Origin of the sequence: Prochlorococcus marinus CUG1415, from assembly GCF_017696015.1 — a bacterium.
In the GTDB taxonomy this organism is placed as follows: Bacteria; Cyanobacteriota; Cyanobacteriia; order PCC-6307; family Cyanobiaceae; genus Prochlorococcus_A; species Prochlorococcus_A marinus_AE.
Genome location: NZ_JAAORL010000001.1, coordinates 72165 through 98962 on the forward strand (window position 1 = coordinate 72165; position 26798 = coordinate 98962).

A 26798-nucleotide genomic window follows, 5' to 3' on the forward strand; every position below is an offset into this window, starting at 1 on the left:
ACACACTTTTTTAAATTTATACGTCAGAATGATAAAAAGGGATTTATGAGTTTGTCTAACACATCTGCAAATAATAATCGTCCTAATTCTGTTCCTAGCGAACGATTATGGTTGAGGTCAGAATTGATGGGAACACAAGTTATTACTACTGATACTGGGAGGCGTTTAGGTGTTGTTGGAGAAGTTGTGGTTGATATTGACAGAAGAGAGGTAGTAGCTCTAGGACTTAGAGATAATCCACTGACAAGATTTTTACCAGGCTTACCAAAATGGATGCCCTTAGAAAGTATAAAGCAAGTTGGAGATGTCATATTAGTCGATTCCCTAGATTCATTGAGTGAAGGTTTTTCTCCAGAAAGATATGGAAAGGTAATTAATTGTCAGGTGATTACAGAATCTGGACAACTTTTAGGGCGAGTTCTTGGGTTTTCTTTTGATATCGAGACTGGGGATTTAATTTCTCTTGTAATGGGTGCAGTTGGCGTTCCGCTTTTGGGGGAGGGTGTTTTAAGTACTTGGGAAATTCCTTCTGAGGAAATAGTAAGTAGTGGTACGGATAGGATTATTGTTTATGAAGGTGCTGAAGAAAAATTGAACCAATTAAGTAGTGGTCTACTTGAGAAACTTGGAGTAGGGGGCTCTTCATGGGATGAAAGGGAAGCAAATGGGTACTCAGCAAATCTTGTCCCCGTTGAGAATCAGTTACTGTCTGGATCGGAATCAGAACAAACAAACAATTTGGTTGAAGAATATGAAGAAGAAGTTCTTGAAAACGATGATTATGAAGATGATTATGAAGATGATTATGAAGATGAACTGGAATACGTTGAAATAAAGAGTTCTGCAGACGTAATGAATAATAGTAAAAAACTATATATGGAAAATGATTATCCTGATCAGATCGAGAATCACAATACTTTGAATCAAATAGATGAACAAAAAGATATCGATCTTAAACAAAAGAAAAAGTCAAATAATAATTTGGCATCGAAAAGACCAATTCAAAATGCAACAGAAACTTTAGATATTGAACCATTAGATGAACAAAATTTAGTTAAGGATAATCAAAAATCAGAAACTTTTGAAATTGATGATCCCTGGTAATTAACAAAGTTTTTTTATTGAATTAAAAATTATATAAGCAAGTTTTTCTGCAGCTCCTTTCCCTCCTCTTTCTTTGACTAAATTATCACTAATATTTTTTAATTGATCCCTATCTTGAATTAGAAATAATACTTCCCTTGCAATTTTTTCAGGCGAAATATTGCCTATCCTTTCTGGAACAATCATTTTTTTTGCTTTAATATTTGGCCATGCAAAAAACTTCTTTTTTTTAAAATAAAAATATTTAACTATAAATGTTAGGAATCTGTTAATGAATGAAATTTTCCCAATTACTCCAAAAATACCATCCCAGGCATTCATCATATTTAAATGTTGAGTTGGTAGAACTACTAACATTGGAAGAGCTATTGCTGCTAATTCTGCAGTATTTGCCCCCACAGTTGTAATAGCAAGATCACATTCTTTTAATATCTCATAGCAAGGATGTTTCTTGATTAGATAAATTTTTGTATTTTTTGATGTTTCAATTACATAATCAAAACAGGAGTTTTTCATATTTTGAATTGTTTTGATTTTTGATGAGTAATATTTTGTAATAGGATTTTTTTGGCTTTGAAAGAATAAATATTCACTTTTATTGGTGGTTGGGGCAATGGGGATTATAAACTTTATATTTTGATTTTTTTTTGCTATGTGATCTGCTATTTCTAAGAAGAAAGGAATTCCAATAGAGAGTTTGGCTTTTTTAGACCCAGGTAACAATGCAATATAGTTTTTTTCTTTATCTTTTAATGATATTTCACTATTTAGTTTGATATCTGCCATCAAATCCCCTATGATTTGACACTTATTTTTATATCTTTGAGGTATAAGCTCTTTTACTTTCACATTCATAGCTGCAATTTCGTTTGTCCATTGAGGCCATCTTGCAATCCATTCAGCATATGTGATATTCATATAACCTAATCTTTTAGCTAGTAAAATGCTCCAAAATTGATCCCCACCAAGGAAAATAACCATTCCTTTTTTTGGCCAATTAGCAAACGAATGTGGGTTTATTAATAATTTCCAAAAACTCTTTGATTTTGTAATTAATTCGAATTTATTCCATGAGTGTGCGACTGTAAATTCTTTACCAGTTGCATTTGGACAAGGAACCAGAACCAACCTAAGAATGAAATCTAGTTTCTCGTTATCACATAGAGATCCATTTATTTTGTTAAGCTCCTCTACTACAGGCCTTACCCATGTAGCTAATTCACCAGGACCATTAGATACTATAACTACTGCAAGTGATTTTTTGTTCATTGCAGTTAAACCAGAATACATCAAATGCGGACGGCGAGACTTGAACTCGCAAGGCCTAAGCCACACGCTCCTTAGACGTGCGCGTCTACCAATTCCGCCACGTCCGCAAAGGGCTTTCAAGCACAGCTAGGTGCCTTAACCTTAAAAATATCATACATTATGACTGTAATCAGGATGTAGTTCTCAGAGGGAATTTTTGAATATTGTGAATTATTTTTCTATTGCATAAAACAAATATTTTTACTCATTTAACGTTCGAGGTTGTATTGTAAAAAAATGTCCTAAGATCACTAAAAAAATTTTGTTAAATACTTTGGCAAATAATTTTTTATTTTAAGTCATTTTCATTTCTTCAATTTAATTTTCATAATGGTTGAAAAAGTTTTAATTGCTAATCGTGGAGAAATAGCTTTACGAATTGTCAGAAGTTGTAGAGAACTAGGTATTTCAACAGTGGCAGTTTTTAGCACTGTAGATAAAAAAGCATTGCATGTTCAGCTTGCTGATGAAGCAGTTTGTGTTGGAGACTCGCTAAGTAATAAGAGTTATTTAAATATTCCAAATATACTTGCTGCTGCTACATCTAGAGGCGTTGATGCTATTCATCCTGGTTATGGATTTCTTGCTGAAAATGATAAATTTGCTGAGATGTGTAACGACCATGGCATAGTTTTTATTGGGCCATCTCCTAAAGCTATTAGATCTATGGGAGATAAATCCACAGCTAAAGAAACTATGGAAGAAGTAGGAGTTCCAACAGTACCTGGAAGTAAAGGCTTGTTATCTAATGTTGATGAGGCTTATAAATTGGCAGAGGATATTGGCTATCCAGTAATTATCAAAGCAACTGCTGGAGGAGGTGGAAGAGGCATGAGGTTGGTTGAAAATGCAGATAATCTTGAAAAAATGTTTAAAGCAGCTCAAGGTGAAGCAGAAGCAGCTTTTGGTAATGATGGTCTATATATGGAAAAATTTATAAAGAAGCCAAGACATGTAGAAATTCAAATTTTGGCAGATAGGTCGGGTAACGTTGTTCATTTAGGAGAGCGAGATTGTTCAGTTCAAAGAAGACATCAGAAATTATTGGAAGAGTCTCCTAGCCCTGCAATTAACACCGAACTAAGAAAAAAAATGGGAAATGCAGCGATTGCTGCTGCAAAAAGTATCGGTTACGAAGGAGCTGGTACAGTTGAATTTTTAGTCGATGATGATGATAATTTTTATTTCATGGAAATGAACACTAGGATTCAAGTTGAACATCCTGTTACTGAAATGGTTACAGGCGTAGACTTAATAGCTGAGCAAATTAAGATCGCAAGCGGAGCTAACTTGGAATTTAATCAAGATGATATCAATTTAAATGGTCATGCCATTGAATGTAGAATCAATGCTGAAGATCCATCTCATAATTTCCGGCCATCACCTGGAAAAATAACTGGGTGGCTTCCTCCCGGAGGTCCTGGTGTAAGAGTGGATAGTCATGTTTATACTGGTTATGAAATACCTCCATTTTATGACTCCTTAATTGGTAAATTAATAGTCTGGGGAAAAGATCGAAATACTGCAATTAAACGTATGAATAGGGCCTTAAATGAATGCGCAGTAACCGGTATTCCTACAACAATTAACTTTCATTTAACCTTATTGAATAAAGCTAAATTTAAGGAAGGTAAGATACATACAAAATATGTTGAAGAAGAATTGTTACCCAATTACTGAGGAATAATTAAATAATCTCTATGAGATGTGTGTATGCAATGCAAGTTTTATAAGCCCTTGTTGACCTACTAAAATCTCTCTTAAAAAACTGATGACTCCAATCCAAATTACTGGTCCTATATCAACTCCTCCTATAGGGGGAATTAATTTCCTTGTTTGATTAAGGATAGAGCTTGATGGTATCGAAATGAATAACCACAAACCTTTACTTAAATCAATTTTTGGGTACCAAGTAAGAATTAATCTAATTAAGAAAACTATAGTTAGATATGATAAAGAAATTCCTAAACTAATATCTAAAATTTGGAGAGAGTTTTCAAGCAAGGAAATCACAAATATTTAATTCATCTTAATAAATAACCCATTAAATAGTATTTAATTCGTATTATAAATTGAGAATTAAATATTTAAAAAGTGTTTCAAATTTCAAATTTATTACTAGCTGCGGATTTTTCTGCCCAAGTTGCAAATAATTCCGCAGTTGGAATGATAGGTAGTTTTATTGCAGCCGCTTTACTTATCGTAATTCCAGCCACAGCCTTTTTGATTTTTGTTAGCCAAAAAGACTCCCTTGATCGTACTTCTACTGGAAGACGCTAGTTTTTATAGAAGTTTTAAGTAAACTATATATAGGGTGATTTATTTTTCCCTTTAAAACATAAATTTTGGAGAAAGAATGTGGTCAATGCTAGTCTCAATTGGGCCAGTATTGTTGGTATAGTTCTTGCAGTATGTGGAGGCGGTCTTTACTTTTTACGATCCGTTAAACCTGCATTAGCAAGAGATTATGATGTCTTCTTTGCAGCTATAGGACTTTTGTGCGGTGGAATATTATTTTTTCAAGGCTGGAGATTAGATCCTATCCTTCAGTTTGGTCAGTTTTTATTGGCAGGAACTACAGTTTTTTTCGCATACGAAAGTGTTAGGTTGAGGGGAGTTGCTACGGATCAAGCTAGAAGGTCCTCTTATTTTGATGATGATCCTATTTCTGATGAGCCTAGGAATTCTAGAGGTCGTTTTAATGAAGATTACGAAAGGTTTGAAGAATCTGAAAGACCATCTAGAAGATTCAAACCTCAAGAAGATGATTTTGAAGAAGAATATATAGAGGGGATATCTCGCAGGAGGAATGTTTCAAGAGCTATACCTGCTTCTGCTGTAAGTAGAAGAAGGCCAGCTGCAAGAGAAGTAAATCAATTTGAAAATGACGAACCTATAAGAAGAAGAAGGCAGAATTCTGAAGATAGAAATAGTAATGAGGCATTAAGAAATAAATTTGGTGAAAGAAGAAGTACTTCTCGAAATGAAGTTAAAACAGGGTCAAGACCCAGAAGGAATCAGACAATATCAAGACAAGCAAATATTTCTTCTTCTGATGATTCTTCTCCATTAAGAAAGAAATCCACAAGATCTCCCATTAGGCAGCAAACTTCAAAAGATCAAGTAGAGGATGCATCATTCAAAGATGCGGATGCAGTAAAAAAACCTCGTGTAACTCGTAGAGTAAACTCTACTGAGAGATCAAGTTCAAAAAATCAAAGTGGTAGATATACCGTTGGGAAAAATAGAAAGAAACCTAGAGATAACAGTTCTAGATTTGACGATTAATTATAAGATTCCCGCCCATTTTAAAAATGATTGTTGACTTAATAATTCAATTAGTATTATTGCTAAGAATCCAATCATAGCAAATCTTCCATTAGTTATTTCTGAATACCTACTCCATCCAAACTGATAGTTATCATCAACTTCCTCAGATAATTTGTCATCTTTTTCTGTCTTGGTTAGTTCATCAGCAGGGGATGGTTTATCATCAACTTCCTCAGATAATTTGTCATCTTTTTCTGTCTTGGTTAGTTCATCAGCAGGGGATGGTTTATTGTCAAATTCTTCTTTTGTCATAATTTATTAATTTATATTTGAGTTGAAATCAAAATTCTTTGATGGCATTAGAGACCAATTACCTTTACCACTTAATTCAAGGACATTGTCATGAAAGATTTTAAGAGTTGGACGATGACCAACACTAACAAGAGCAATATTCCTCTCTTTCAATAAATTATAAAGATAATGTTCTGTTTTTATATCTAAAGCACTTGTAGCTTCATCAAGAATTACAAACTTTGGAGAATTTAATAATAATCTTGCAAATGCTAATCTTTGTTGTTCTCCTTGAGATAATATTCTTTGCCAATCTTGTTTTATATCTAAGTCAGGATATCTTTCAATTAAATTTGGAAGTTGTACTTCTTTAAGAACTGCTTGCAAATGTTCATCACTGAATCTGCTTGTTCTCAATGGATAGCATAATTGCTCTTTCAAGGATCCTAATGTCATATATGGTTTCTGAGGTATAAATAACAAGTCTCCTTTTTGTGGTGAGAAAATCTCACCTTTGTCAGTTGACCATAGTCCGCTGATAACTCTAAGTAATGATGTCTTCCCACATCCAGATGGACCGACAACTAAAATGCTTTCACCGTATTCAACACTCAAATTTAGATCTTTTACTAATAATTTACTTTTATCAGGAGTTTCTACATTTACATTTTTTATATAAATATTCTCTTTTTCTTTAACACTGTTTTTATATTGATTTGATTTTAAATGTTTTACTTCTTTTATGCTGCTTTGAAATCCTTCTAATCTGCCTATTGAGGCTGAGAATTTTGCTAGGGCTTCAATCTTATAGATAATAAAAAATAAAGAACCCTCAAGTAATTGGTAATTGAGTCTTGCTTGAGAAAATTCTCCATAATTCATATTACCTGCGAGTAATGGTCCAGATAGAATTATAAACGGTATAAAAACACTTCCATAAATTGTTGATCTTTGTAGAACTCTCAGTAATGCCTCCCAAATAATTAATAAATTAAAATTCTTTACTACTGACTTTAATCTGCTATTAACTTCTTGGTATTCTTCATCTTCTCCTGAATAGAATGCGATAGACTCAGCATTATTTCGTACATGCACTAATCCATATCGAAAATTTGCTTCATATTTCAACTGATCAAAATTTAATTTAAACAATTTTTTACTTGCAAATATAATTAAAATTGAAAGTATACCAGCGTAAAAAACAAGAGCTACTGTTAAGTTCTTGCTAATGCTAAGAAGAATTCCGATATTAATAGTAAAAGTTAGAATTGAGTCAAAAATATTTAATGATAAATCTAGTATTTGAGCAGTAAAATCTTTTGCGTCTTCCGTAATTCTTTGGTCTGGATTATCAATGTCAGTTTCATCTTCGTTATTTGGATTTAATATATAATAAGTTCGGTCGGTTAAATAATTATCAATTAAATTATTTGAAAGCCATTCTCTCCAAAGTAGTTGAAGTTTAGCTGATAAATAAAATTGAAAGCTCCGTATAGGTAATGCAGCAACAAAACAAATTCCTAAAATCCATAATTTTCTATAACTTTCACTGGCATTTTGATTGATTAATCCATTCGTAATATCTCTAACTAAGAAAGAGATTCCAGCATTAATTCCATTAACAGAGAGCAGCATTAGTAAAACTAATCCAAGAAAAAGCCAAGGGATCCATCTTTTTTGCCTTAATTGACTGCGAAATGAAGCAAAAGATCCAATACCGAATAAGAAAAAAATTGTACCTATTACCCCAAGATTGGAGTTCCAGATTTTGTTAATTATTTCTTCAATTCCACTTAAATATTCTTTTGTGAAATCAGGTGTTGAATTGCTGAGCAAATTTATTAAACCTGTAACTACAAATAAAACCGTTCCTGGAACAACACAAAAGATTAGGGCAAATAACAGTAATATAAATAACCATCCATTATTTGAAGTGTAAGGTAAAAAATATGGTTGTGTAAGTTTTCTTATCTTATTTAATTGAGATGAGATATCTCTTTTTGTACTTGATATTTCTTTCGGCATGATTGATATCTAAAGTTTATTATGTGTTAAAACATTTTATTTTAACATCAATTTTAATAATAAATTTTGCAGAAAACTCAATATTGGAATCAGTTAGCAAATCCAATAAAAGATACTAGCCAATCCGGTAAATTCAATTGGTTTAAAAGGTTTTGATTGAAACTATGAATACTTTCAAAGTTTTTATCTAGGAGCCAATAAATCACAAAAGGGGTGTTTAATAATATTTGCAGTTGCCATTTATAGGTCAAAACATTCCAAATTTTGGTTAAAACTGATTTTTGTGACTCATCTAAATTTTCCCAATTTTTCAGGATAAGGTTGAGTAAATTTTTATTTTTAGATATTAAGGATTCTGGGGAAGTCATTTTTTTTTATATTTAATTACTTATAGCTCAAAAATTCTTAATTTGAGAGTTTTAACCAGGAGGCCACGTCATTTTTCTTCCTGCTAAAAAATGAATATGTAAATGAAAAACTGTTTGCCCAGATTCTTTACCAGTATTAATTACTGTTCTCCAGTTATTTAAATTTTTAGATTTAGCGATTTTACTTCCTACAAACAATAAATGACCTAATAAGTCTGCATCCTTTTCTGCGCATTCACATAAACTTACTATTGGTTTTTTGGGGATTACTAAATAATGGATTGGGGCTTGAGCTGAGATATCATTAAATGCAATACAAAAATCATCTTCATGTAGTTTTTCACAAGGAATCTCACCATCTATTATTTTTTGGAAAATTGTTGTTTCAGTCATTTTTCGATTAGATAGAAATAACGTCTTTTTCGTAAAACCCTTCTTTTATAAGTTCCTTGTTTAAGTCATCTTTTGATGTAACTCTATCAACAAATAATATTCCATTTAAGTGATCCATTTCGTGTTGAATACACCTAGCTAGAAGTCCATCTGCTTTCATTTTGCGTGGCCTTCCCATTTCATCTCTAAACTTTAATTTTATAGTTGATGGCCTCACGACATTCAAATAGACGCCAGGGATACTCAAGCAGCCTTCTTCGTATGAATTAAGAGTTGTTCCAAAATCTGTAATTTCTGGATTGATTAAGATTAAAGGCTCTGCTGCTGAATCTTCAAAATTCACATCAATAACAAGGAGCTCTTTGTTAATACCAATTTGAGGTGCAGCAAGCCCAATCCCTTTAGCTGCATACATGCTTTGAAGCATTTCTCTAGCTAGTTTTCTAATCGATTCATCAACCTTAGTAATTCTTTTGGAATTTTGTCTTAATATATCATCACCAAGTTTATAAATTTCTAGACATGGATTACCTGTTTGTTCTTTGGCGATTTTTGCCGAGGACCCATTTTTTCTTGACTTTCTTGCAAGTTGTGAAAAATGGTTTGCCACGTTAATAAAAAAGTTTTTAAGAAATAGTTTAGCTATAAAAATACTAGCACTTTAATTTACTTTCTTTATATTTTTTTAATGAGTAATAATGTTAAAGCAAAAGTTAGCCAAAAAGACTCTAAGAAAAAAGATTTTAAGGAATTAACTATTGTTAGAGATACTATTTTTTGGATCGATGATGTTGATGAAGATCAACATCAAAATGCTATTTTTGCTAGACCATTTAACGAGAAATATGCATTTCCTCAAAAATTAACTGGTAAAAAACATAATATTAAAAGTAATTTTCATGGATATGGGGGTAAATCTTATAAATGTATTGATTTTAAAAAGAATTTTTATTTGATATGGATAGATCAGTCTTCAAAAGCAGTATGGTTTCAAATTTTTAAAGAAGCAGGAATAAAATATAGAATTGAAAACAAATATCTTGAGTCAGTTCAAGAACCGAGGCAACTTTCTAAAGCAGTAGCAGGAAATTTCGATTCTGGATTTGTTATTTCTGAGAAAAATTTTTTGTATGGCATTTGTGAAATAAATAATAGAGATTATTTATTTTCTTTGAACTTAAAAAAAACTAAACAAGATATTTACCGAATAAAAAAATTTAAAAATTTCGCTGGAGAATTATCTTCTAATACTTCTGCTACCTTACTTTCATGGGTCGAGTGGGATTCTCCATACATGCCCTGGGAGAAAAATGATCTGTATTTTGCTCAAATAGATTTAGATGGAGAGATAAAAAAAATAAAAAAATTCTCAAATAAGCTGATCAATGCCAATAAAAATGTTTCTTTTTTTCAACCTTATTGGATAAGTGAAACACTTTTAGTATGTTCTGAAGATAGTTCTGGATGGTGGAACTTATTGTTTTTAGATGTAAGTGAAATTGAGAATATTTTTATTAAGAAAAGAGTAGAGAGAAATTTGATTGAATATGGAGTACCACAATGGGTCTCAGGAATTACATTGTTTTCGGGGACTATAAAAAACTTATTTTGTGTAGCCAAAAAAGGAAATAGTTTAATAGTGGAACAATATAAAGATCTTGTATTAGTTAAAGAATTTTCTACTCCTTTTACCTCAATCAGTGATTTCAGTGTTTTTCGAAATAAAGTTCTTTTAAGAGGTTATGGATATGATTTTTTGGGAATTGTACTTGAAATTGATTTTGCAGAAAAATTTTTACCAAATTTTTCTGAGCAGATACATATTGATCATATAAAAGATTGTTCCAAACCTGAATCATTTTGGTTTAAAGGTTTTGAAGACCAATCTACTCATTCTTTTCTTTATAAACCCCTTGTTGACAATTGTAGAAAGCCACCGCTACTTGTTAGAGCTCACAGTGGACCAACTTCATTTTTTGATGGATCATATAATTCTGAAGTTCAATATTGGACCTCGAAGGGATTTTTTGTTGCTGAAGTTAATTATGGAGGATCATCAGGATTTGGCAAAGCATATAGAGAGAGGTTGAATTATAAGTGGGGTATTGTTGATTCTTATGATTGCAAAGCACTAGCTCTTGAATTAACTAAATCAAATCTAGTTGATAGTGAGAAAGTAGTAATTTCTGGTAATAGTGCTGGTGGGTTCACTGCCCTGAATAGTTTATTATATGGGTCTATTTTTACAGCTGCAATTTGTAAATATCCTGTTATTGATTTGAAGGATATGTATTACAACACTCATAGGTTTGAAAAAGATTATTTAAATTCTTTGCTAGGAAAGTATGCAAAAAATCATGATGATTACATAAATAGATCGCCGATAAATCATATTAATAAAATAAAAAAACCTATCTTATTGTTTCATGGAAAAAAAGATACAGTTATTTCGTATAAACAAACTTTAAAGATTCAAGAAATTTTGATTCGGAATAATAAATATTCAGAAGTTATTTTTTTTGAAAATGAAGGGCATGGGTTTAAATATATAGAAACTAAAGAAGAAGTAATGAAAAAATCTCAGGATTTTTTAAAAAATGCTTTGAATATTTAAGAATTGATTTTTAGAAAATCAATAGTATCTTTTAATTTTTCTACAAATATATCAATTTCTTCCTTATTGGTTGTGAAATTCATGCTAATTCTTGCTGTTGATTTAATTCCAATGTATCTGTGAAGAGGTTGACAGCAATGATGCCCACTTCTAATGCAAATTCCTTTTGAATCAAGAATTTCTGCAATATCGTTTGAATGTATATTTTTTATATAAAAGGTGGCAAGTGATGCTCTGTCTGGATCTATCTCTGGCGATGGACCTATAATTTCAACATTTTCTATTTGATTTAATTTTTCAAATAAATATTTAGTAATAGTCTTTTCATATTCATGAATCTCATCCAATCCAATAGTGTTTATATAATTAATTGCTTCTGCAAGACCTATTGCTTCTGCAATAGCTGGAGTGCCAGCTTCAAATTTATGAGGTAGCTCTGCCCAAGTACTTGTCTCTTCAAAAACATCTTGAATCATTTCGCCACCTCCAAAGAGTGGAGGAATCTTTTCTAGGATTTCTTTTCTTGACCAGAGGAAACCAATACCTGTAGGACCGCAAAGTTTATGCCCTGATCCCGCTAAGAAATCTATTTCAAGATCAATTACATCTAGTTTTTGATGCGCCAAACTTTGACATGCGTCTATTAAAACTAAAGAACCTTTTTGTTTAGCTAATTTAGTTATCTCTTTGATTGGATTACAGCAACCTAGAGTATTACTAACATGTACTAGGCTAACAAGCTTAGTTCTAGATGTTAGTTTTGATTTAAAATCGTCTATATCTAATTTCCCATTTTTATCTATACCTATAAATTTTAGTTTGCATTTATTTTTTGCTGCAACCATTTGCCATGGAACAATATTGCTATGATGCTCCATTATTGATAAGAGAATCTCATCGTTTTCTTTTAATGAAGATTCGCCCCATGATCTAGCCGCTAGATTGATTGCTTCAGTAGCATTTCTTGTAAAAATAATTTCTTTTGTTGAATTCGCTTTTATATATTTGCTAATTAAATATCTTGCATTTTCAAATTCTTCTGTTGCTTTTGCACTTAATTGATGTGCGCCTCTGTGTACATTGGCATTAAAGTTTCTATAATATTCATCAATTTTTTTTAAGACTTGTATTGGTTTTTGGGTTGTTGCAGCATGGTCTAAATAAATGATTTGCTCATTACTTTTTAAGTTCTTATTTAAAAGAGGAAAGTCTTTCTTAGCTATTTCAGGGAAATTTTGAATCGTTTCCATTAATTCTCATTTAAAAGTTTATCAAGCAAATCCCATCTATCTTTTGAAATGGGAATAAATGAAATTATTTCTTGGAAGTAAGAACTTAATTGTAGTTTACTTGCTTCTTTTAACGTAATACCTCTTGTACGCATATAAAAAAGTTCTTCATCATTTAATTGTGCAATTGTAGCTCCATGTTTGCATTTGACATCATCAGCAATTATTTCTAATTGAGGTTTTGTATCAATTTGTGCGAGATTTGATAAAAGTAAATTTCTGCTTAATTGCGACGCATCAGTTTTCTGGGCAATTTTGGGAACAATTATTGAGCCGTCAAATATAGCATGTGATTTGTCGTCAGCAAGTGATTTGTTGATTTGGTCTAAAAATCCATTTGGCCCATTAAAGTCTATTTTTGTATGAGTAGCAATTTGTTCATTGTTTTTTGTTATTTGCATACCTTTGATATTGGTTTTAGCGTTTCCTGCAGATTGTTCAATACGAATTTCAAATCTTGCATAATTGAATTTAAAATGTAAAGACCCTAAGTTGTATTCGCTATTTTTTTGTTGAATTACATTGAGAGAATTTAATAGATGTGATTTATCTTCACCATAGGAAACAACACCATGGTTTAGGGAGCTATTTTCTTCTAAATAAATGAATGTGGATTGAGATAATGAAGAGTTTTCTTTACCAAGATTTACTTGTAACAATTCAATGTTACAATTTTTTTCTAAAAATATTACTAGGGTTTTTGCGTTTAAAGAATTACTTGATGCATGGCTAAAGATTTCAATAGGAGGGATTTTTGATCCGTTTATTTTTAAGCCTAAGATATTTTTTGGACAACTTAAAGAAAGATTTAGTAGGTCACTCCAATGTTCGTTTTGATCAAAACAAGATATCTTTTGTTTTATATATTTATCTAATTTATTATCACTTAATTGTTGTATTGAATAATTTTCTTCTATTAATGAAATTTGGCTATCCTCTCCAATTATTAATCTAATAATATTTTGAGAATTATAAGGATATGGGGTATCAAATTTTGGATCTTTTTCATTGACTGAATAGTCTAAAAAGTTTGAAAATTTTGATCTATTTGAAAGTCGCCATAGTTCACTTTTTGGATTAGGAAGGGGGTTTGATTGTAATTTATTCAGACAGATTTTTTGTATTTCTGTAGGATTGTCAATTAATTGATTGGTTTTTATTTGTTCAATAATTTCCATTTATTTAAGTCTCTTTGACGAAGTTATCAGTCCAGTCATAACCTTTTTTTTCAAGCTCTAAAGCAAGATCACTTCCACCAGTTTTGATGATTTTCCCGTCTGCCATAACGTGAACATAATTGGGTTTGATTTCATCTAACAATCTTTGGTAGTGAGTAATTAATATAATTCCAGTCTTTGTATTAGATATTTTCTTAATTCCTGATGCGACTATTCTAAGAGCATCAATATCTAGACCAGAATCGGTCTCATCCAGAATTGCTATCTTGGGCTCCAGTAAAGCCATTTGCAGAATTTCGTTTCTTTTCTTTTCACCCCCGGAAAATCCTTGATTTACGCTTCTTGATAGGAATGCATGATCCATTTTTACAATTTCCAACTTTTCTTTAACTAATTCTTCAAAATCGAAAGTATCTAATTCTTCTTTATTGAGGAATTTTCTTCTAGCATTTGTTGAAACTCTAAGAAACTCAAGATTACTAACGCCTGGAATTTCTATTGGATATTGGAAACCTAGGAAAATTCCTGCTTGAGCTCTTTCTTCAGGTTCTAGAGAGTTAATATTTTCACCTGAAAATTTTATGTCGCCATTTGTAATTTTATATGAAGGATGTCCTGCAATGATTTTTGAAAGAGTGCTTTTACCACATCCATTTCTTCCCATAATTGCATGGATTTCTCCAGGGTAGACATTAAGTGAAACCCCCTTCAAAATTGGCAGATTATCAGTAGATGCAAAGAGATTTTGAACTTCTAATATTGGATCTGACTCTTTCATTTGACTTAGCATTTCACTTTAGAAATTGATTAATTAACCTACTGATCCCTCGAGTTTAAGAGCCAGTAATTTATCTGCTTCAGCAGCAAATTCCATAGGTAATTGATTAAATACATCTCTACAGAAACCACTGACCATCATAGATATTGCCTCTTCACATTCTATACCTCTGCTCTGGAGATAAAAAAGTTGATCTTCGGAGATTCTACATGTACTTGCTTCATGCTCAATTTCAGAATTGGGTTGTTGAGATTTGATATAAGGGAACGTATTTGCAGAAGCTTGATCCCCTATTAACATTGAATCACATTGGCTGTAATTTCTTGATCCAATAGCTTTTGTACCCATTTTGACAAGGCCTCTATAGCTATTTATTGAATTACCTGCACTTATTCCTTTGCTAACTATAGTTGATTTGGTCTTGGGACCAATATGGATCATTTTTGTCCCTGTATCTGCTTGTTGAAGATTATTGGTAAGTGCTACTGAATAAAATTCCCCTACAGATTCTTCTCCTAAAAGAATACAGCTAGGATATTTCCATGTAATTGCAGAACCTGTTTCAACTTGAGACCAGCTAATTTTACTTCTCTTACCCAAACATTTTCCTCGTTTGGTGACAAAATTAAAAATTCCGCCAACACCTTGTTCATCACCCGCATACCAATTTTGTACTGTTGAATACTTTATTGAGGCATCGTCAAGTGCTATTAGTTCCACAACTGCAGCATGTAGGGTATTTGTATCGAACATTGGCGCTGTACAACCTTCTAGATAACTTACAGAACTTGATTCTTCGGCAATGATTAGTGTTCTCTCGAATTGTCCGGAATCTCCACTATTAATTCTGAAGTAGGAAGATAGGTCCATAGGACAGGTCACGCCTTTTGGGATATATACAAAAGAACCATCACTAAAAACAGCAGAATTTAGTGCTGCAAAATAATTATCACTAGCTGGAACTACAGTACCTAAATATTTCTCTATTAAATCTGAGTGATTTTTTACTGCTTCACTGATTGAGCAAAATATAACTCCATGTTCAGCCAGTTCCTCTCTGAATGTTGTAGCAATAGAAACACTATCAAAGACAGCATCTACTGCTACATTTGTGAGTTTTTTTTGCTCTGTAAGAGGTATTCCTAATTTGTCAAAAGTCTCAAGAAGTTTGGGATCAACTTCATCCAAACTTGAAATTTTTTCTTTTTGTTTGGGAGCAGAATAATAAATGATATCTTGATAATCGATCTGTTTATAGCCTAATTCGGCCCAATCAGGTTCCTTCATTGTTTGCCATTTTTTAAAGGCTTTTAATCTGAAATCAAGTAGATATTGTGGCTCTTCTTTTTTTACTGAAATTAGTCTAATAATTTCTTCATTCAATCCCTTTGCAATTTTTTCAGTTTCAATATCTGTAACGAAACCATATTTGTAAGGTTCCTTTACTACATCTTTAACTAAATTTTCGTTAACCATGTTATCTAAAAATAACCTAATTACAATTAGCTTTATATACTCTAACGAAAGATAGCCCCAATATTCAGTTTTTCCCTTTATTAAAATTAAAAATTAATGTCTAATCAAATTGATCCTTTGTCAAACTCTTTAACAATTCAAACTATTCAAGCAATTGACAATTTAGATCTATCAATAATGCAGAAACATCATCTAAGAATACTTGCTCATTGCCTCCAGATTTTTAAAATGATAAATGCAGATGATATTTCTGAATTATGTAATCAAAACCCTCTGAGAGAATGGTGTGATAACCAATCTAAAAAATTTGATGATAAAAAATTTAGTGACCTTTTTTATGAGCAATTAAAATCTACTGCAAACAAGTTAGATACTTTTTCACGAAGAATAGGAAAAAGGATTAAGGATTTAGAGATTGATGATTTAGTACTTCTAGTTGAAGAGAGTGAGAAATCATCCTAAGTTGATCCCGAAGAAAAAATATATTTTTGTTGAGTTGTTAACAAATTCAGGTAATAAAATTTAAAAGAAAAGAAAATTAATTTACATTTAAACTATCTCTGAAAATTAATTAATTCCTTTGATACCAATTACTTTGAAGAGAAATATGAATTTTGCAAATTTATTAGTAGTCAGAGGATCCTGACGACAGGGCTAAAAGACACACAATTGCAAAAAAAAAAGAACATACTGATCCCAAGCAAAAACGGAGATTTTAAAGTGGCTGATGGGATCATGAATAAAGGAGAATTACTCTCACTAACCCTCAGACAATTACGTCAAGAAGCAAGTAAATTATCAGTTCCTCTATATAGTCGTAAAACAAAGGCTGTTTTAGTTGACTTAATACTTAAATATCAAGAAAAATCTTCTAAGCAAACAAATAAAAGTCAACCCCTGCCAGATTCTAAAAATACTTTTGAGTCCAATACCTTCAACAGGAATGAAGAAGTTAAAACAAACGTAGTTTTCTTGCCCCGAGATCCAGATTGGGCATATGTTTTTTGGCAAATTTCCGATGCCGATAGAGAAAAAGCACAAGCTTTGGGTGCAAATAAATTATGTTTACGATTATTTGATGCATCTGGTTCTGACGGAAGCAATCTAAATCAAGGAACACTTAGGGAGATTACAGTAGATAGTTATAGTACTGAGTGGTACTTACCAATCCCCCTTGCAGATAGAGACTATAAAGTTGAATTAGGATATAAATATGGTTTTAAATGGATGTCTTTGGCATTCTCTTCAACAAGTCGTGTTCCTGGATCCCATCCATCTGAGCAAATTCTTGACAAATTTGTTCCATTTAATTTGGATGCTACGTCTGAGTCAATTCAAGATATTTCAAATTCCGTGACTTCAGAACAAAATGGTATCCATGAAAGGTTATATCAAGCTGCAACAAATATCACTCTTAGAAGGAAAGTTGGTTCAGAAGAATTTATGGAAAATATAAATTCAACAAATAAAAATGATAACCTTACTGATTCAGGTGCTGGTAAATGGTCTTCAGGTTTAAATGATTCTGGAAGCGGAATTGTTAAAAATAGATCGTTCTGGCTCGTTGCTGATGCTGAATTAATTGTTTATGGAGCAACTGAACCTTCTGCAAAACTGACAATAGGTGGAGAAGAAGTACCTCTTGCTGCAGATGGTACTTTTAGAATTCAAGTTCCATTTAGAGATGGGACTCAAAAATATGATATTAAAGCTGTAGATGTATCTGGTGAGCAAGAAAAAAGTATATCAATGAAATTTGATAGAGCGACTCCACTAGACGATACTAATGAAAAATATAATACTGATCCAGAATGGTTTTAATTAATTAAATTAATGTTGAAAAAAATAGTAGCTTTTACCCCTTTGTTTGGAGCATTAACATTTCCAATTATAGTTCCAATTACAATTTCTAAATTTGGGGTTAATTACGGAATCCTAAGTGCATTATTGATTTCTTCATTATGGTTTATCGCTATGTTAAGAACATCCGAAATGCCTCATTAATTTAGTTAGATTTTTGGAAGTTTCTTAAACATATGACTCAAGTTAGTGTAATTAATATCAATTCTCCTTTTCTAGATCAAAAACCAGGCACTTCTGGTTTAAGAAAAAGTACTTTAAAGTTTCAGGAAGAACATTATCTAGAAGTTTTTATTGAAGCAATCTTACAATCATTGGAAGATTTAAAAGGTTCAACATTAGTAGTGGGTGGTGATGGCAGATATGGCAATATTGAAGCAATAGAAAAAATTGTCCAAATATGCATTGCTCATAAAGTTCAAAAGGTTATTGTTCCAAAATACGGTTTATTATCTACTCCTGCGACATCACATTTAATTAGAAAAGAAAAAGCTATTGGTGGAATTATTCTTTCTGCAAGCCACAATCCTGGAGGGATTGATGGCGACTTTGGCGTGAAATTGAATATCTCTAATGGTGGCCCAGCTCCTGAGATAATTACTAATAATATTTTCAAGGCTTCACAATTACTAACTAGTTATAAAATTTGTAATATTCAATTACCTGATTTTAGTGAATATGGAACTTATCCTTACGGTGAAACTACCTTAGAAATTATTGATGGAGTAAAAGATTATTCTAATTTGATGGAAAAAATTTTTGATTTTGATCAAATTAGTGATTTTTTAAAAAAAGACTTCTCGTTAATCTTTGATGCAATGAATGCGGTTACAGGTCCATATGCAAAAAATATTTTTGTTGAAAAAATGGGTCTTGCAGATGATTGTGTCATGAATGGTAACCCGTTAAAAGATTTTGGAGGTTTACATCCTGATCCTAATCTTACTTACGCATCCCACTTGGCTGATTTGTTATTAAATAAAAAATCTTATAGTTTTGGTGCTGCATGCGATGGAGATGGAGATAGGAATATGATTTTAGGAAGTGGATGTTTTGTAAATCCTAGTGATAGCCTTGCAGTGATCACTGCTAACACAAAATATGTCCCTGGTTATAAAGATGGTATTACAGGTGTGGCACGATCCATGCCAACCAGCTCAGCGGTTGATAATGTTGCTAGAGCATTAAATATACCTTGTTTCGAGACACCTACTGGCTGGAAGTTTTTTGGAAATCTTTTAGATTCTAATTTAATTACTTTATGTGGAGAAGAAAGTTTTGGAACAGGTAGTAACCATGTAAGGGAGAAAGATGGATTATGGGCAGTTTTGTATTGGTTACAAGTTTTAGCTGAAAAAAAATGTTCTGTAAGTGATTTAATGCAGAATCATTGGAAACAATTTGGTAGAAATTATTATTCAAGACATGATTATGAGGCAATTCCCTCAAATATTGCTAATCAAATTTTTGGTAATCTAACTTCTTTGCTCGAAAATTTAAAAGGAAGTAATTTTGCAGGCCATTTAGTTCAAGTTGCAGATAACTTCTCATATTTAGATCCTGTTGATGATTCCATAAGTGACAATCAAGGTTTAAGACTTATTCTTGATGATAATTCCCGAGTCATTGTACGTCTTTCGGGAACTGGAACTAAGGGTGCAACATTAAGACTTTACTTTGAGAAATTTTACGATCCTAAAAAGAATCTTTCATTAAATCCACAAGTCGCTTTGAAACCTCTTATCGATGATTTAGATCATTTATTAAATATTTCAAAACTTACTCAAATGGAAACTCCTACAGTCATTACATAAACTTTAAAGGAATGATTTTTTGATTTAATTTATATGCATTCAGAAAATTTATTTACTCATTATTCTCAAATAGAAAATAATGCTCCTTTGGCAGATCAATTAAGACCAAAGAATTTGGAGGACTTTTTTGGTCAACAATCAATCTTGAATGAGAATTCGCTGTTAAGAAGTGCAATATTAAAAGATAAGATTAGTAATTTTATTTTTTCAGGCCCTACTGGTGTTGGGAAAACTACTCTAATTGAAATTATTTCTTCTAATACACGTTCAAAATTAATTAAATTAAATGCAGTATTATCAAGTGTTAAAGAATTAAGAAATGAAATCTCTAATGCAAAAGAACGATTAATAAATTCAAAAAGAAAAACAATTTTATTTATCGATGAGGTTCATAGATTTACCTCAGTGCAGCAAGATGCTTTATTACCCTCAATAGAGAATGGAACTATAACTTTTATTGGTGCTACAACTGAAAACCCTTTCTTTGCTGTTAATAAAGCGCTTGTTAGTAGGTCTCGTATTTTTACATTAATTCCTTTGGCTGAAAATGATTTGAAGAAAATAATACAAAAAGTCATAAATCACTATTCAAAACTAAAAGATTCAAAAAAGGTTTATTTAACTAAGGATGCAATAAGTCATTTAATTAAATTTTCTGGCGGTGATGCAAGAACATTAATCAATTCCCTAGAGATGGCTATAGAAACAACTGCTGACAATGATGCTAAAGAAATAAATATTAATCTCTCAATAGCAGAGGATGCGATTCAAAAGAAAAATATTGTCTACGATAAAAATGGTCAAAATCATTACGATATAATAAGTGCCTTTATTAAGTCCATAAGAGGTTCTGATCCAGATGCAACTTTATTTTGGCTTGCTAATATGCTGGAGGCTGGTGAAGATCCTAATTTTATTTTTAGAAGACTACTTATATCTGCCAGTGAAGATATTGGAATTGCTGATCCTAATGCCATAGTAGTTATACAATCATGTTGTGATGCTTTTGATAGAGTTGGTTTTCCAGAAGGATTATATTTTTTAACGCAAGCTTCTTTATATTTAGCTATATCTCCAAAAAGTAATAGTACGAAGAGTATTTTTAAAGCAATTGAAAAAATCAAATCTATCAATGCTTTTGAAGTTCCAAGTCATTTAAAAAATAATTCGAATAGTTATGTAAATCCTCATAATTATCCAGGCAATTGGGTCTTACAAGAATATCTTCCTAAATCTGTAAGGGGTTTAAAAATATGGCAACCAAATAATAATGGGTGGGAGAAAATTAAATATGAAGAACTGCTTAGAAGAAAAGAAAACTAAAAGTTTTTCGAACAACAAATAATCTCTGGATTAAAAGAAGTTTTTTCTTCGTAGGCTAAAGCAATAGTCCAATTATGGAAATTAATCTGTGAATAATTTAAATGTATGTTTTTCTTATTGTGTATTAACTCTCTTTGCGTTTCAAAATATTGCCAATGGTTTATGTCTTTAGCTAATTTTCCATGATCCCACTTTATAGCCGCTTCAACAGCACACCATTGATTTAATATCATATTTTTTGTTAAATAATTATTATGGTTTGATTTATTGGTATGAAAAAAGTATTTTTCCGCTAATTTTATATGGTTAAAATCTCTATCTGTTCTCTCAATATCAATGCCTATTTTGCTTTTATGCCAAACTATAGTTAAGGCATCTATGCAATGGCTTAAACTTATATTTCCCATGCCAGGAGGTAATATTGGTGGTTCACCAGGATCAGCATTTATTGGAATTGCTAGGGGATCTAAATCAAAAAGTGTTGATAGTGATTGTCTTAAATATCCTCTAGTTTCTAAAAAAACTTTTGATCTTAAACCTGAAAGTTTTTCTGCAGTTTTAATTTCCTCTACTGTTACGTCATCTTGTACACCTTTAATCTCATAAAACCAAATTTTTGGTATTTTATATTCATACTCATTTAATAATTTCAATGGCTCTTAAGGTTGGTGACAAAGCACCAGAATTTAAATTAAAAGATTCTTTTGAGAAGGAAGTGTCTCTTAAAGATTTTAAAGGTAAAAAAATAATACTATATTTTTATCCCAAAGATAATACTCCAGGATGCACTAAGGAAGCCTGCAATTTTAAAGAAAATTGGGATTTGCTCCAGAAAAATAATATTGTTGTGCTTGGTATTAGCAAAGATAATGCCTCTTCTCATCAGAAATTTATAGAAAAATTTAATTTACCTTTTATTCTTTTAACTGATCCTGAACCTTTTAAAGTTTCTACTGATTACGATAGCTATGGACTAAAGAAATTCATGGGAAAGGAATATATGGGAATGATGAGAAATACGTTTTTGATTGATAATGATGGTAACATCGAAAAAATTTACTTAAAGGTAAAAGCAGCAATAATGGCTGATCATATAATTGCAGACCTTGGGTTAAGCTAATTTTCTTACAGACAGGTGGTGAATAATCATCCCCTCCATAACTAAATTAGGAGCATTGATAATATTTTCTTTTTGAGTATTTAGAGATTTTGTGAGTAATTGAGAGTCTCCTCCACATATTATGAAAATATCCTTTTCGGGATTAAATAAATTATTAATCACGCCAGTAAGAGAGTTAATTACTCCTTTTAAGATTGCTTCTTCTGTATTAATTAAAAAATCTTTGATGGGAATATCATATTTTTTGGGAACTTTAAGATTTTTTGTATTTTGTTCCATTGATTTTAATTGTGTTAGAAAACCTGGAAGAAGTTGACCTCCAATAATAGATCCATTTGAATTCAATTTTGTTATTGATAATATTGTTCCAAAATCTGCAATTAGCAAATCTTTTTTGAAAGGGTTTTCAATAATTTTTAAAGCAGCAATACAGGCAAGAGCTCTATCAACTCCAAAATAATCAGGAAGATTTGATAACTGAATATCTTGAGTTTTTATTTCATTTTCTTTTTTCAGCAAAAAATTTGGTAGTTTTCCTACAGAAGCCCAAATTAATTGATCAAGATCTATATTTTCGGGAACTTTTTGCTCTTTTTTGGTATGGAAGAATTTAGATTGATTTTTAGAATATTTTGCCCAATGCAGCCTACTATTGCCTACTAATAAAAAATTTATATCTGAGACCATTGTTCTATGATCAATTTAATTATTAGTGTGTATTCCACATTCTTGTTTAATCCCCCCAAATCTTGTATCTCTGCCCTTTGTTTCAATACCATCGGGACTGCTTGAATGCCAATCTCCTACAGAAGAATAACCTTTGATAAAAAGTGGATGTGCAGGTAAATTATTCTCTTCCATATAATAAAAAATATCTTTATTTGTCCAATTTAATAAAGGTCTTAAAGAGAGTCTTTGACGAATTACGTCTATAAATTTCATTTTGTTTCTATTTTCTGTTTGACTTGATCTGACACCGCTGGCCCAGCAGGAAATATCATATTTTTCTAGACCATTTTCTAAAGGTTTTATCTTTCTCAATTGATGATACTTATCTAAATCACTCTCTTTATTTGTTTCCCAAAGTTTTCCATATTTGGCCTCCATTCTTGCTGGAGATAATTCACTTTGCAGAACTTCAACTTCTAAGGATAAATTATCAATAAGCTTTTCAGCGTAATGGTATGTTTCTGGAGGAAGGTAACCTGTATCTATCCAAAATATTTTGATTTTTTTTTGAAGACATAATTTACTGACTATATCTAAAAGGACTGATGACTGTATACCAAAACTTGTTGTAATAGCAAATTGATTATCAAACTTTTCATAACCCCATGTAAGCATTTCTTGAGGCTTCATATCTATTAGCTCTTGATTATATTTCTTTATTAATTCAGGTTGAATATCTTTGTGGATTTTTTCAATCATTCTTCAGTGTGGTTATGAGTTTAATTTTATTTCGCTCAATTTAAAAATTATTCGTATAGTTTAATAATACATTTATGCATAACAATATTTCTCTAATGAAATCAATACAAAAACCAATAGTAATAGTTGGAGCTGGTTTTGCAGGTATGACATTTGCTTTGAATTTAAAGAATCTTAATCCTTCTTTACCGATTCTTGTGGTTGATTCTGAAACGAACTTTATATTTAAACCTTTAATGTACGAAGTTTTAAGTAAAGAAATAAGAAGTTGGGAAGCCACCCCAAAATTTGCAAATATTTTTTCTGATGCGGGTATAACTTTTTTAAGAAATTGTTTAACCAAGATTTCCTTCAAAGAAAATATTCTTGAATTTAGTGACGATTTAAAATTAAGTTATCAGTATCTTGTAATCTGTACAGGATCTATTTCAAATAGTTTTTTTATAAAAGGTGTAGATGAAAATTGTTATTTTTTTAATGATTTTCACGATCTAAATAAATTAAATTCTTTTTTAAAAAAATCACAAGAAACTTCCTTGCATAAAAAGTTATTCATAGTTGGAGGTGGTCCCTCTGGTATCGAGTTGGCATGCAAAATTAAAGATATATTTACAGACCAATTTGAAATTAATTTAATAGAAAAATCAAACGAAATCCTCAATAAAAACAAAATTTTTAATAGAGAACAAGCAGAGATGGCATTAGAAAAAAGAAAAATCAACGTCCTTTTGAATTCCACAGTTCAAGAAGTCTCAGAAACTAAGATTAGTATTTCTAGTGAGGTTGGAATAACTTCCTTGGATAAAGATATTGTTATTTGGACTGCAGGTGTTAAACCTAATTTGTCTTACTTAGAAACTGATCAAATAACAAAAAAATTTGGACGAATTTTAGTGAATAATAATTTGCAAATAGAAAACCATAAAAACTGTTTTGCTATTGGTGATATTTCAATTATTGAAGGAATGGAGGATTTACCCATAACTGCTCAGGTCGCTATGCAGGAAGGAAATCATCTTGCTAATAATTTAGAACTTTTAATTCAAGGAAAAGAAACTTTACCCTTTGAATTTCAAGATAATGGTGAAATGATTAGCTTAGGAATAGGCGAAGCTTCAATTTCTGGGCTTGGGGTTACTTTATCTGGGAAATTCGCTTTTGAGGTAAGAAGACTTATATATGCTTCTAAGTTGCCTGATATTACGGAAAGCTTGAAATCTGCATCTTCATGGATATTCCACAAAAAATCTATTTTTAAAAAGTTTCTTAAAAAAGATAATTCCAATTAAACTTTTTTGAAATATTGTTTTTGGGTATATTGAGTTAAATAAGTTTCATATGAATTTAATTTCATTAGTTAGTAATAATTTTGATGCGTTTATAACGGTAGTTGTTTTAATAATGTCAATAATTTTGTTTATCAAAAATACTATTGCGCCAGAATTGACTGGATTGTTATGTGTTGGAATATTTATAGCTACAGGGGTTCTTTCTCCTGAAAAAGCTTTGGCTGGATTTGGTAGCCCATCTTTAATTACCCTTATGGGTTTATTCGCAGTTTCCTCTGCATTATTTAAAAGTGGTGCCTTAGACAGAGTAAGAGAATTGATTTCTTCTGAAAGTATTAGAACCCCAAGGAAATTAATTTCATTAATAGCTGTTTTGATTGCTCCAATATCTGGAATAGTACCTAATACTCCAGTCGTAGCATCCTTATTACCTTTAATCGAAGGTTGGTGCGAGCGGAGAAATATATCACCATCTAAAGTTTTATTACCTCTTTCTTTTGCTACTTTACTAGGTGGAACTCTGACATTATTAGGAAGCTCAGTAAATCTTCTTGTAAGTGATATTAGCCAGCAATTAGGTTATGGAGCTTTGGAATTATTTAGTTTGACTTCTATTGGAATTCCTGTATGGCTGATAGGTACAACCTATATGATTCTAGTTTCTGATATGCTTTTGCCAGATAGAGGGAGAGATAAGGATTTCATTAAAAATGGGGATATGAATATTTACTTTACTGAAGTTACTATTCCATCTACTTCAGAATTAGTTGGACAATCGCTCAGAAATAGTAGATTGCAAAGACGCTTTGACGTTGATGTTCTGGAGTTGCAACGCAATGGGAAAGTGATCCTTCCTCCTTTGGCAGATAGAAAGATTGAACCGGATGATAGATTAATAATCCGTGTTACAAGAGCAGACTTATTTAGACTGCAACAGGAACACACCATTTTATTAGGAGAGAATAAAACATCTATCGGCGGATCTAATGTTTTCTCAGATGATGAAGGCACTAAAACCTTTGAAGCCTTGTTGCCAGCCGGCTCAACTCTAGCTGGTGCAAGTTTGAGAGAATTAAGATTCAGACAGCGTCATAATGCAACAGTTTTGGCACTGAGAAGAGGTCAGCAAACTGTTCAAGAGAGATTAGGTCAAGCCGTTTTAAGGGCTGGTGATGTTTTATTATTGCAAGCACCGTTAGATTCAATAAGAGGTCTGCAGGCAAGTAATGATTTACTTATTTTAGATCAATTTGAAGATGATTTACCTGTGTTGATAAAAAAACCTATATCCATTGCAATTGCAATAGGAATGATAGTTTTACCTTCGGTTACTAATATTCCATTAGTAGGTTCAGTTCTTCTAGCAGTTATTGCGATGGTTGCTTTTGGATGTTTAAGACCTGCAGAAATACAAAAATCAATAAGACTAGACGTTATTTTATTACTGGGATCATTATCATGTTTTAGTGTTGCCATGAAAGAAACAAAATTAGATCAGTTAATTGTGGAAAATTTGAAGTTTGTTATTGATGGAATGCCACTATATTTTGCACTAGTAGTTATTTTTGTATCCACTGTTATTCTTACCCAATTCATCAGTAACGCTGCTTCGGTTGCTTTGATTTTGCCTGTAGCTATTAAATTTTCAATTGAAAATTTAAATGTTTTACCTATTTCAGCTAGCGCTTTAATAATGCTTGTTTTATTCGGTGCTAGTCAATCTTTCTTGACTCCAATGGGTTATCAGACAAATTTAATGGTTTATGGTCCTGGAAGATATAGATTTTTTGATATCGCAAAATATGGAGCTGGATTAACACTTATAATGTCATTTACGGTGCCAGCATTGATAATTTTAAATTACGGGTAA

General features: G+C 31.5%; 26 protein-coding genes and 1 tRNA gene. 13 read left to right on the forward strand and 14 right to left on the reverse strand.

Translation table 11 applies throughout. From position 1 onward, the window contains the following. Positions 1-45: 45 nt before the first annotated feature. Positions 46-1104 (forward strand): PRC-barrel domain-containing protein, encoded by a 1059-nt coding sequence (locus HA143_RS00365; protein WP_209082696.1) that lies wholly within the window; start codon positions 46-48, stop codon positions 1102-1104. Here HA143_RS00365 and HA143_RS00370 read toward each other — a convergent pair whose 3' ends face one another. Both HA143_RS00370 and HA143_RS00375 read right to left on the reverse strand, forming a co-directional pair. Beyond that, positions 1105-2394 (reverse strand): glycosyl transferase, encoded by a 1290-nt coding sequence (locus tag HA143_RS00370; protein WP_209082697.1) that lies wholly within the window; start codon positions 2392-2394, stop codon positions 1105-1107. It abuts the gene before it with no gap. A gap of 4 nt (positions 2395-2398) precedes the next feature. Next, positions 2399-2480 (reverse strand) — tRNA-Leu (locus HA143_RS00375). A 262-nt stretch (positions 2481-2742) separates the two neighbouring features. On the opposite strand from HA143_RS00375, the gene accC reads away from it, so the two are divergent. Further along, positions 2743-4092, forward strand: a complete 1350-nt coding sequence (accC, locus tag HA143_RS00380; protein ID WP_209082698.1) for an acetyl-CoA carboxylase biotin carboxylase subunit — start codon at positions 2743-2745, stop codon at positions 4090-4092. 18 nt (positions 4093-4110) lie between these two features. On the opposite strand, the gene HA143_RS00385 is transcribed toward accC, so the two are convergent. Further along, the gene (locus tag HA143_RS00385) at positions 4111-4416 is read right to left on the reverse strand and encodes a YggT family protein (RefSeq protein WP_209082699.1); all 306 of its coding nucleotides are present in this window, start codon (positions 4414-4416) and stop codon (positions 4111-4113) included. 90 nt (positions 4417-4506) lie between these two features. Here HA143_RS00385 and psbX point away from each other — a divergent pair, with 90 nt between their 5' ends. Both psbX and HA143_RS00395 read left to right on the forward strand, forming a co-directional pair. After that, on the forward strand, positions 4507-4692 hold the full coding sequence (gene psbX, locus HA143_RS00390; protein ID WP_209082700.1) for a photosystem II reaction center X protein: 186 nt from the start codon (positions 4507-4509) through the stop codon (positions 4690-4692). 78 nt (positions 4693-4770) lie between these two features. Continuing rightward, entirely contained in the window at positions 4771-5700 is a 930-nt protein-coding gene (locus tag HA143_RS00395; RefSeq protein WP_209082701.1) for a Ycf66 family protein, read from the forward strand. Here HA143_RS00395 and HA143_RS00400 read toward each other — a convergent pair whose 3' ends face one another. From HA143_RS00400 to def, 4 genes are all read right to left on the reverse strand, one after another. Further along, positions 5701-5997: a chlorophyll a/b-binding protein gene (locus tag HA143_RS00400; RefSeq protein WP_373921650.1), complete on the reverse strand. Its 297-nt coding sequence runs from the start codon at positions 5995-5997 to the stop codon at positions 5701-5703. It abuts the gene before it with no gap. A gap of 3 nt (positions 5998-6000) precedes the next feature. Beyond that, positions 6001-7998, reverse strand: a complete 1998-nt coding sequence (locus tag HA143_RS00405) for an ABC transporter ATP-binding protein/permease (RefSeq protein ID WP_209082703.1) — start codon at positions 7996-7998, stop codon at positions 6001-6003. Positions 7999-8417: 419 nt separating this feature from the next. Next, positions 8418-8759 (reverse strand): histidine triad nucleotide-binding protein, encoded by a 342-nt coding sequence (locus HA143_RS00410; RefSeq protein ID WP_209082704.1) that lies wholly within the window; start codon positions 8757-8759, stop codon positions 8418-8420. Positions 8760-8766: 7 nt separating this feature from the next. Then, positions 8767-9369 carry a peptide deformylase gene (def, locus tag HA143_RS00415; RefSeq protein WP_209082705.1) on the reverse strand — a complete coding sequence of 201 codons (603 nt, stop codon included), beginning with the start codon at positions 9367-9369 and terminating at the stop codon, positions 8767-8769. A gap of 78 nt (positions 9370-9447) precedes the next feature. Here def and HA143_RS00420 point away from each other — a divergent pair, with 78 nt between their 5' ends. Further along, entirely contained in the window at positions 9448-11373 is a 1926-nt protein-coding gene (locus tag HA143_RS00420) for an alpha/beta hydrolase family protein (RefSeq protein WP_209082706.1), read from the forward strand. Here the strand turns inward: HA143_RS00420 and HA143_RS00425 are convergent. Genes HA143_RS00425 through sufB form a run of 4 tightly spaced genes read right to left on the reverse strand, consistent with a single transcriptional unit; the run spans position 11370 to position 16094 of the window. Continuing rightward, positions 11370-12623, reverse strand: coding sequence for an aminotransferase class V-fold PLP-dependent enzyme (locus tag HA143_RS00425; protein WP_209082707.1), 1254 nt, complete (start codon positions 12621-12623; stop codon positions 11370-11372). The two genes, HA143_RS00420 and HA143_RS00425, sit on opposite strands and share 4 nt — an antisense overlap. Next, entirely contained in the window at positions 12623-13840 is a 1218-nt protein-coding gene (locus HA143_RS00430) for a SufD family Fe-S cluster assembly protein (RefSeq protein WP_209082708.1), read from the reverse strand. Before HA143_RS00430 ends, HA143_RS00425 begins: the two co-directional genes overlap by 1 nt. Positions 13841-13844: 4 nt before the next feature. After that, positions 13845-14630 (reverse strand): Fe-S cluster assembly ATPase SufC, encoded by a 786-nt coding sequence (sufC, locus tag HA143_RS00435; protein WP_209082709.1) that lies wholly within the window; start codon positions 14628-14630, stop codon positions 13845-13847. 21 nt (positions 14631-14651) lie between these two features. Next, positions 14652-16094, reverse strand: coding sequence for a Fe-S cluster assembly protein SufB (sufB, locus tag HA143_RS00440; protein ID WP_209082710.1), 1443 nt, complete (start codon positions 16092-16094; stop codon positions 14652-14654). A 96-nt stretch (positions 16095-16190) separates the two neighbouring features. Between sufB and HA143_RS00445 the strand changes: the two genes are divergently transcribed. The 5 genes from HA143_RS00445 (at position 16191) to HA143_RS00465 (ending at position 21091) form a co-directional block, all read left to right on the forward strand. Then, positions 16191-16556: a hypothetical protein gene (locus HA143_RS00445; RefSeq protein ID WP_209082711.1), complete on the forward strand. Its 366-nt coding sequence runs from the start codon at positions 16191-16193 to the stop codon at positions 16554-16556. A 258-nt stretch (positions 16557-16814) separates the two neighbouring features. Beyond that, positions 16815-17915: a DUF4912 domain-containing protein gene (locus tag HA143_RS00450; RefSeq protein ID WP_209084356.1), complete on the forward strand. Its 1101-nt coding sequence runs from the start codon at positions 16815-16817 to the stop codon at positions 17913-17915. A gap of 12 nt (positions 17916-17927) precedes the next feature. Continuing rightward, complete coding sequence (locus HA143_RS00455) at positions 17928-18098, forward strand: hypothetical protein (RefSeq protein ID WP_011862115.1); 171 nt, start codon at positions 17928-17930, stop codon at positions 18096-18098. Positions 18099-18130: 32 nt separating this feature from the next. Then, positions 18131-19768, forward strand: coding sequence for an alpha-D-glucose phosphate-specific phosphoglucomutase (locus tag HA143_RS00460; protein WP_209082712.1), 1638 nt, complete (start codon positions 18131-18133; stop codon positions 19766-19768). Between the two features lie 33 nt (positions 19769-19801). Next, entirely contained in the window at positions 19802-21091 is a 1290-nt protein-coding gene (locus tag HA143_RS00465) for an AAA family ATPase (RefSeq protein WP_209082713.1), read from the forward strand. On the opposite strand, the gene HA143_RS00470 is transcribed toward HA143_RS00465, so the two are convergent. Beyond that, a complete protein-coding gene (locus HA143_RS00470) occupies positions 21088-21744 on the reverse strand; it encodes a 4'-phosphopantetheinyl transferase family protein (protein WP_209082714.1) in 657 nt (218 codons plus the stop codon). The genes HA143_RS00465 and HA143_RS00470 overlap by 4 nt on opposite strands. Between HA143_RS00470 and bcp the strand changes: the two genes are divergently transcribed. After that, positions 21744-22211: a thioredoxin-dependent thiol peroxidase gene (gene bcp / locus HA143_RS00475; RefSeq protein ID WP_209082715.1), complete on the forward strand. Its 468-nt coding sequence runs from the start codon at positions 21744-21746 to the stop codon at positions 22209-22211. The two genes, HA143_RS00470 and bcp, sit on opposite strands and share 1 nt — an antisense overlap. Here bcp and HA143_RS00480 read toward each other — a convergent pair. Both HA143_RS00480 and HA143_RS00485 read right to left on the reverse strand, forming a co-directional pair. Continuing rightward, positions 22203-22898: a type III pantothenate kinase gene (locus HA143_RS00480; protein ID WP_209082716.1), complete on the reverse strand. Its 696-nt coding sequence runs from the start codon at positions 22896-22898 to the stop codon at positions 22203-22205. The genes bcp and HA143_RS00480 overlap by 9 nt on opposite strands. 15 nt (positions 22899-22913) lie before the next feature. After that, on the reverse strand, positions 22914-23639 hold the full coding sequence (locus HA143_RS00485) for a phosphoadenylyl-sulfate reductase (protein WP_209082717.1): 726 nt from the start codon (positions 23637-23639) through the stop codon (positions 22914-22916). Positions 23640-23734: 95 nt separating this feature from the next. Here HA143_RS00485 and HA143_RS00490 point away from each other — a divergent pair, with 95 nt between their 5' ends. Beyond that, complete coding sequence (locus tag HA143_RS00490; protein ID WP_209082718.1) at positions 23735-24928, forward strand: NAD(P)/FAD-dependent oxidoreductase; 1194 nt, start codon at positions 23735-23737, stop codon at positions 24926-24928. A 49-nt stretch (positions 24929-24977) separates the two neighbouring features. Continuing rightward, positions 24978-26798 carry an SLC13 family permease gene (locus HA143_RS00495; protein WP_209082719.1) on the forward strand — a complete coding sequence of 607 codons (1821 nt, stop codon included), beginning with the start codon at positions 24978-24980 and terminating at the stop codon, positions 26796-26798.

Coding starts and splice junctions, on each gene's coding strand:
- HA143_RS00365 (WP_209082696.1), top strand. CDS start 46: ATGAGTTTGTCTAACACATCTGCAAATAATAATCGTCCTAATTCTGTT.
- HA143_RS00370 (WP_209082697.1), bottom strand. CDS start 2,394: ATGTATTCTGGTTTAACTGCAATGAACAAAAAATCACTTGCAGTAGTT.
- accC (WP_209082698.1), top strand. CDS start 2,743: ATGGTTGAAAAAGTTTTAATTGCTAATCGTGGAGAAATAGCTTTACGA.
- HA143_RS00405 (WP_209082703.1), bottom strand. CDS start 7,998: ATGCCGAAAGAAATATCAAGTACAAAAAGAGATATCTCATCTCAATTA.
- HA143_RS00410 (WP_209082704.1), bottom strand. CDS start 8,759: ATGACTGAAACAACAATTTTCCAAAAAATAATAGATGGTGAGATTCCT.
- HA143_RS00420 (WP_209082706.1), top strand. CDS start 9,448: ATGAGTAATAATGTTAAAGCAAAAGTTAGCCAAAAAGACTCTAAGAAA.
- HA143_RS00425 (WP_209082707.1), bottom strand. CDS start 12,623: ATGGAAACGATTCAAAATTTCCCTGAAATAGCTAAGAAAGACTTTCCT.
- HA143_RS00430 (WP_209082708.1), bottom strand. CDS start 13,840: ATGGAAATTATTGAACAAATAAAAACCAATCAATTAATTGACAATCCT.
- sufC (WP_209082709.1), bottom strand. CDS start 14,630: ATGCTAAGTCAAATGAAAGAGTCAGATCCAATATTAGAAGTTCAAAAT.
- sufB (WP_209082710.1), bottom strand. CDS start 16,094: ATGGTTAACGAAAATTTAGTTAAAGATGTAGTAAAGGAACCTTACAAA.
- HA143_RS00445 (WP_209082711.1), top strand. CDS start 16,191: ATGTCTAATCAAATTGATCCTTTGTCAAACTCTTTAACAATTCAAACT.
- HA143_RS00455 (WP_011862115.1), top strand. CDS start 17,928: ATGTTGAAAAAAATAGTAGCTTTTACCCCTTTGTTTGGAGCATTAACA.
- HA143_RS00460 (WP_209082712.1), top strand. CDS start 18,131: ATGACTCAAGTTAGTGTAATTAATATCAATTCTCCTTTTCTAGATCAA.
- HA143_RS00465 (WP_209082713.1), top strand. CDS start 19,802: ATGCATTCAGAAAATTTATTTACTCATTATTCTCAAATAGAAAATAAT.
- bcp (WP_209082715.1), top strand. CDS start 21,744: ATGGCTCTTAAGGTTGGTGACAAAGCACCAGAATTTAAATTAAAAGAT.
- HA143_RS00480 (WP_209082716.1), bottom strand. CDS start 22,898: ATGGTCTCAGATATAAATTTTTTATTAGTAGGCAATAGTAGGCTGCAT.
- HA143_RS00485 (WP_209082717.1), bottom strand. CDS start 23,639: ATGATTGAAAAAATCCACAAAGATATTCAACCTGAATTAATAAAGAAA.
- HA143_RS00490 (WP_209082718.1), top strand. CDS start 23,735: ATGAAATCAATACAAAAACCAATAGTAATAGTTGGAGCTGGTTTTGCA.
- HA143_RS00495 (WP_209082719.1), top strand. CDS start 24,978: ATGAATTTAATTTCATTAGTTAGTAATAATTTTGATGCGTTTATAACG.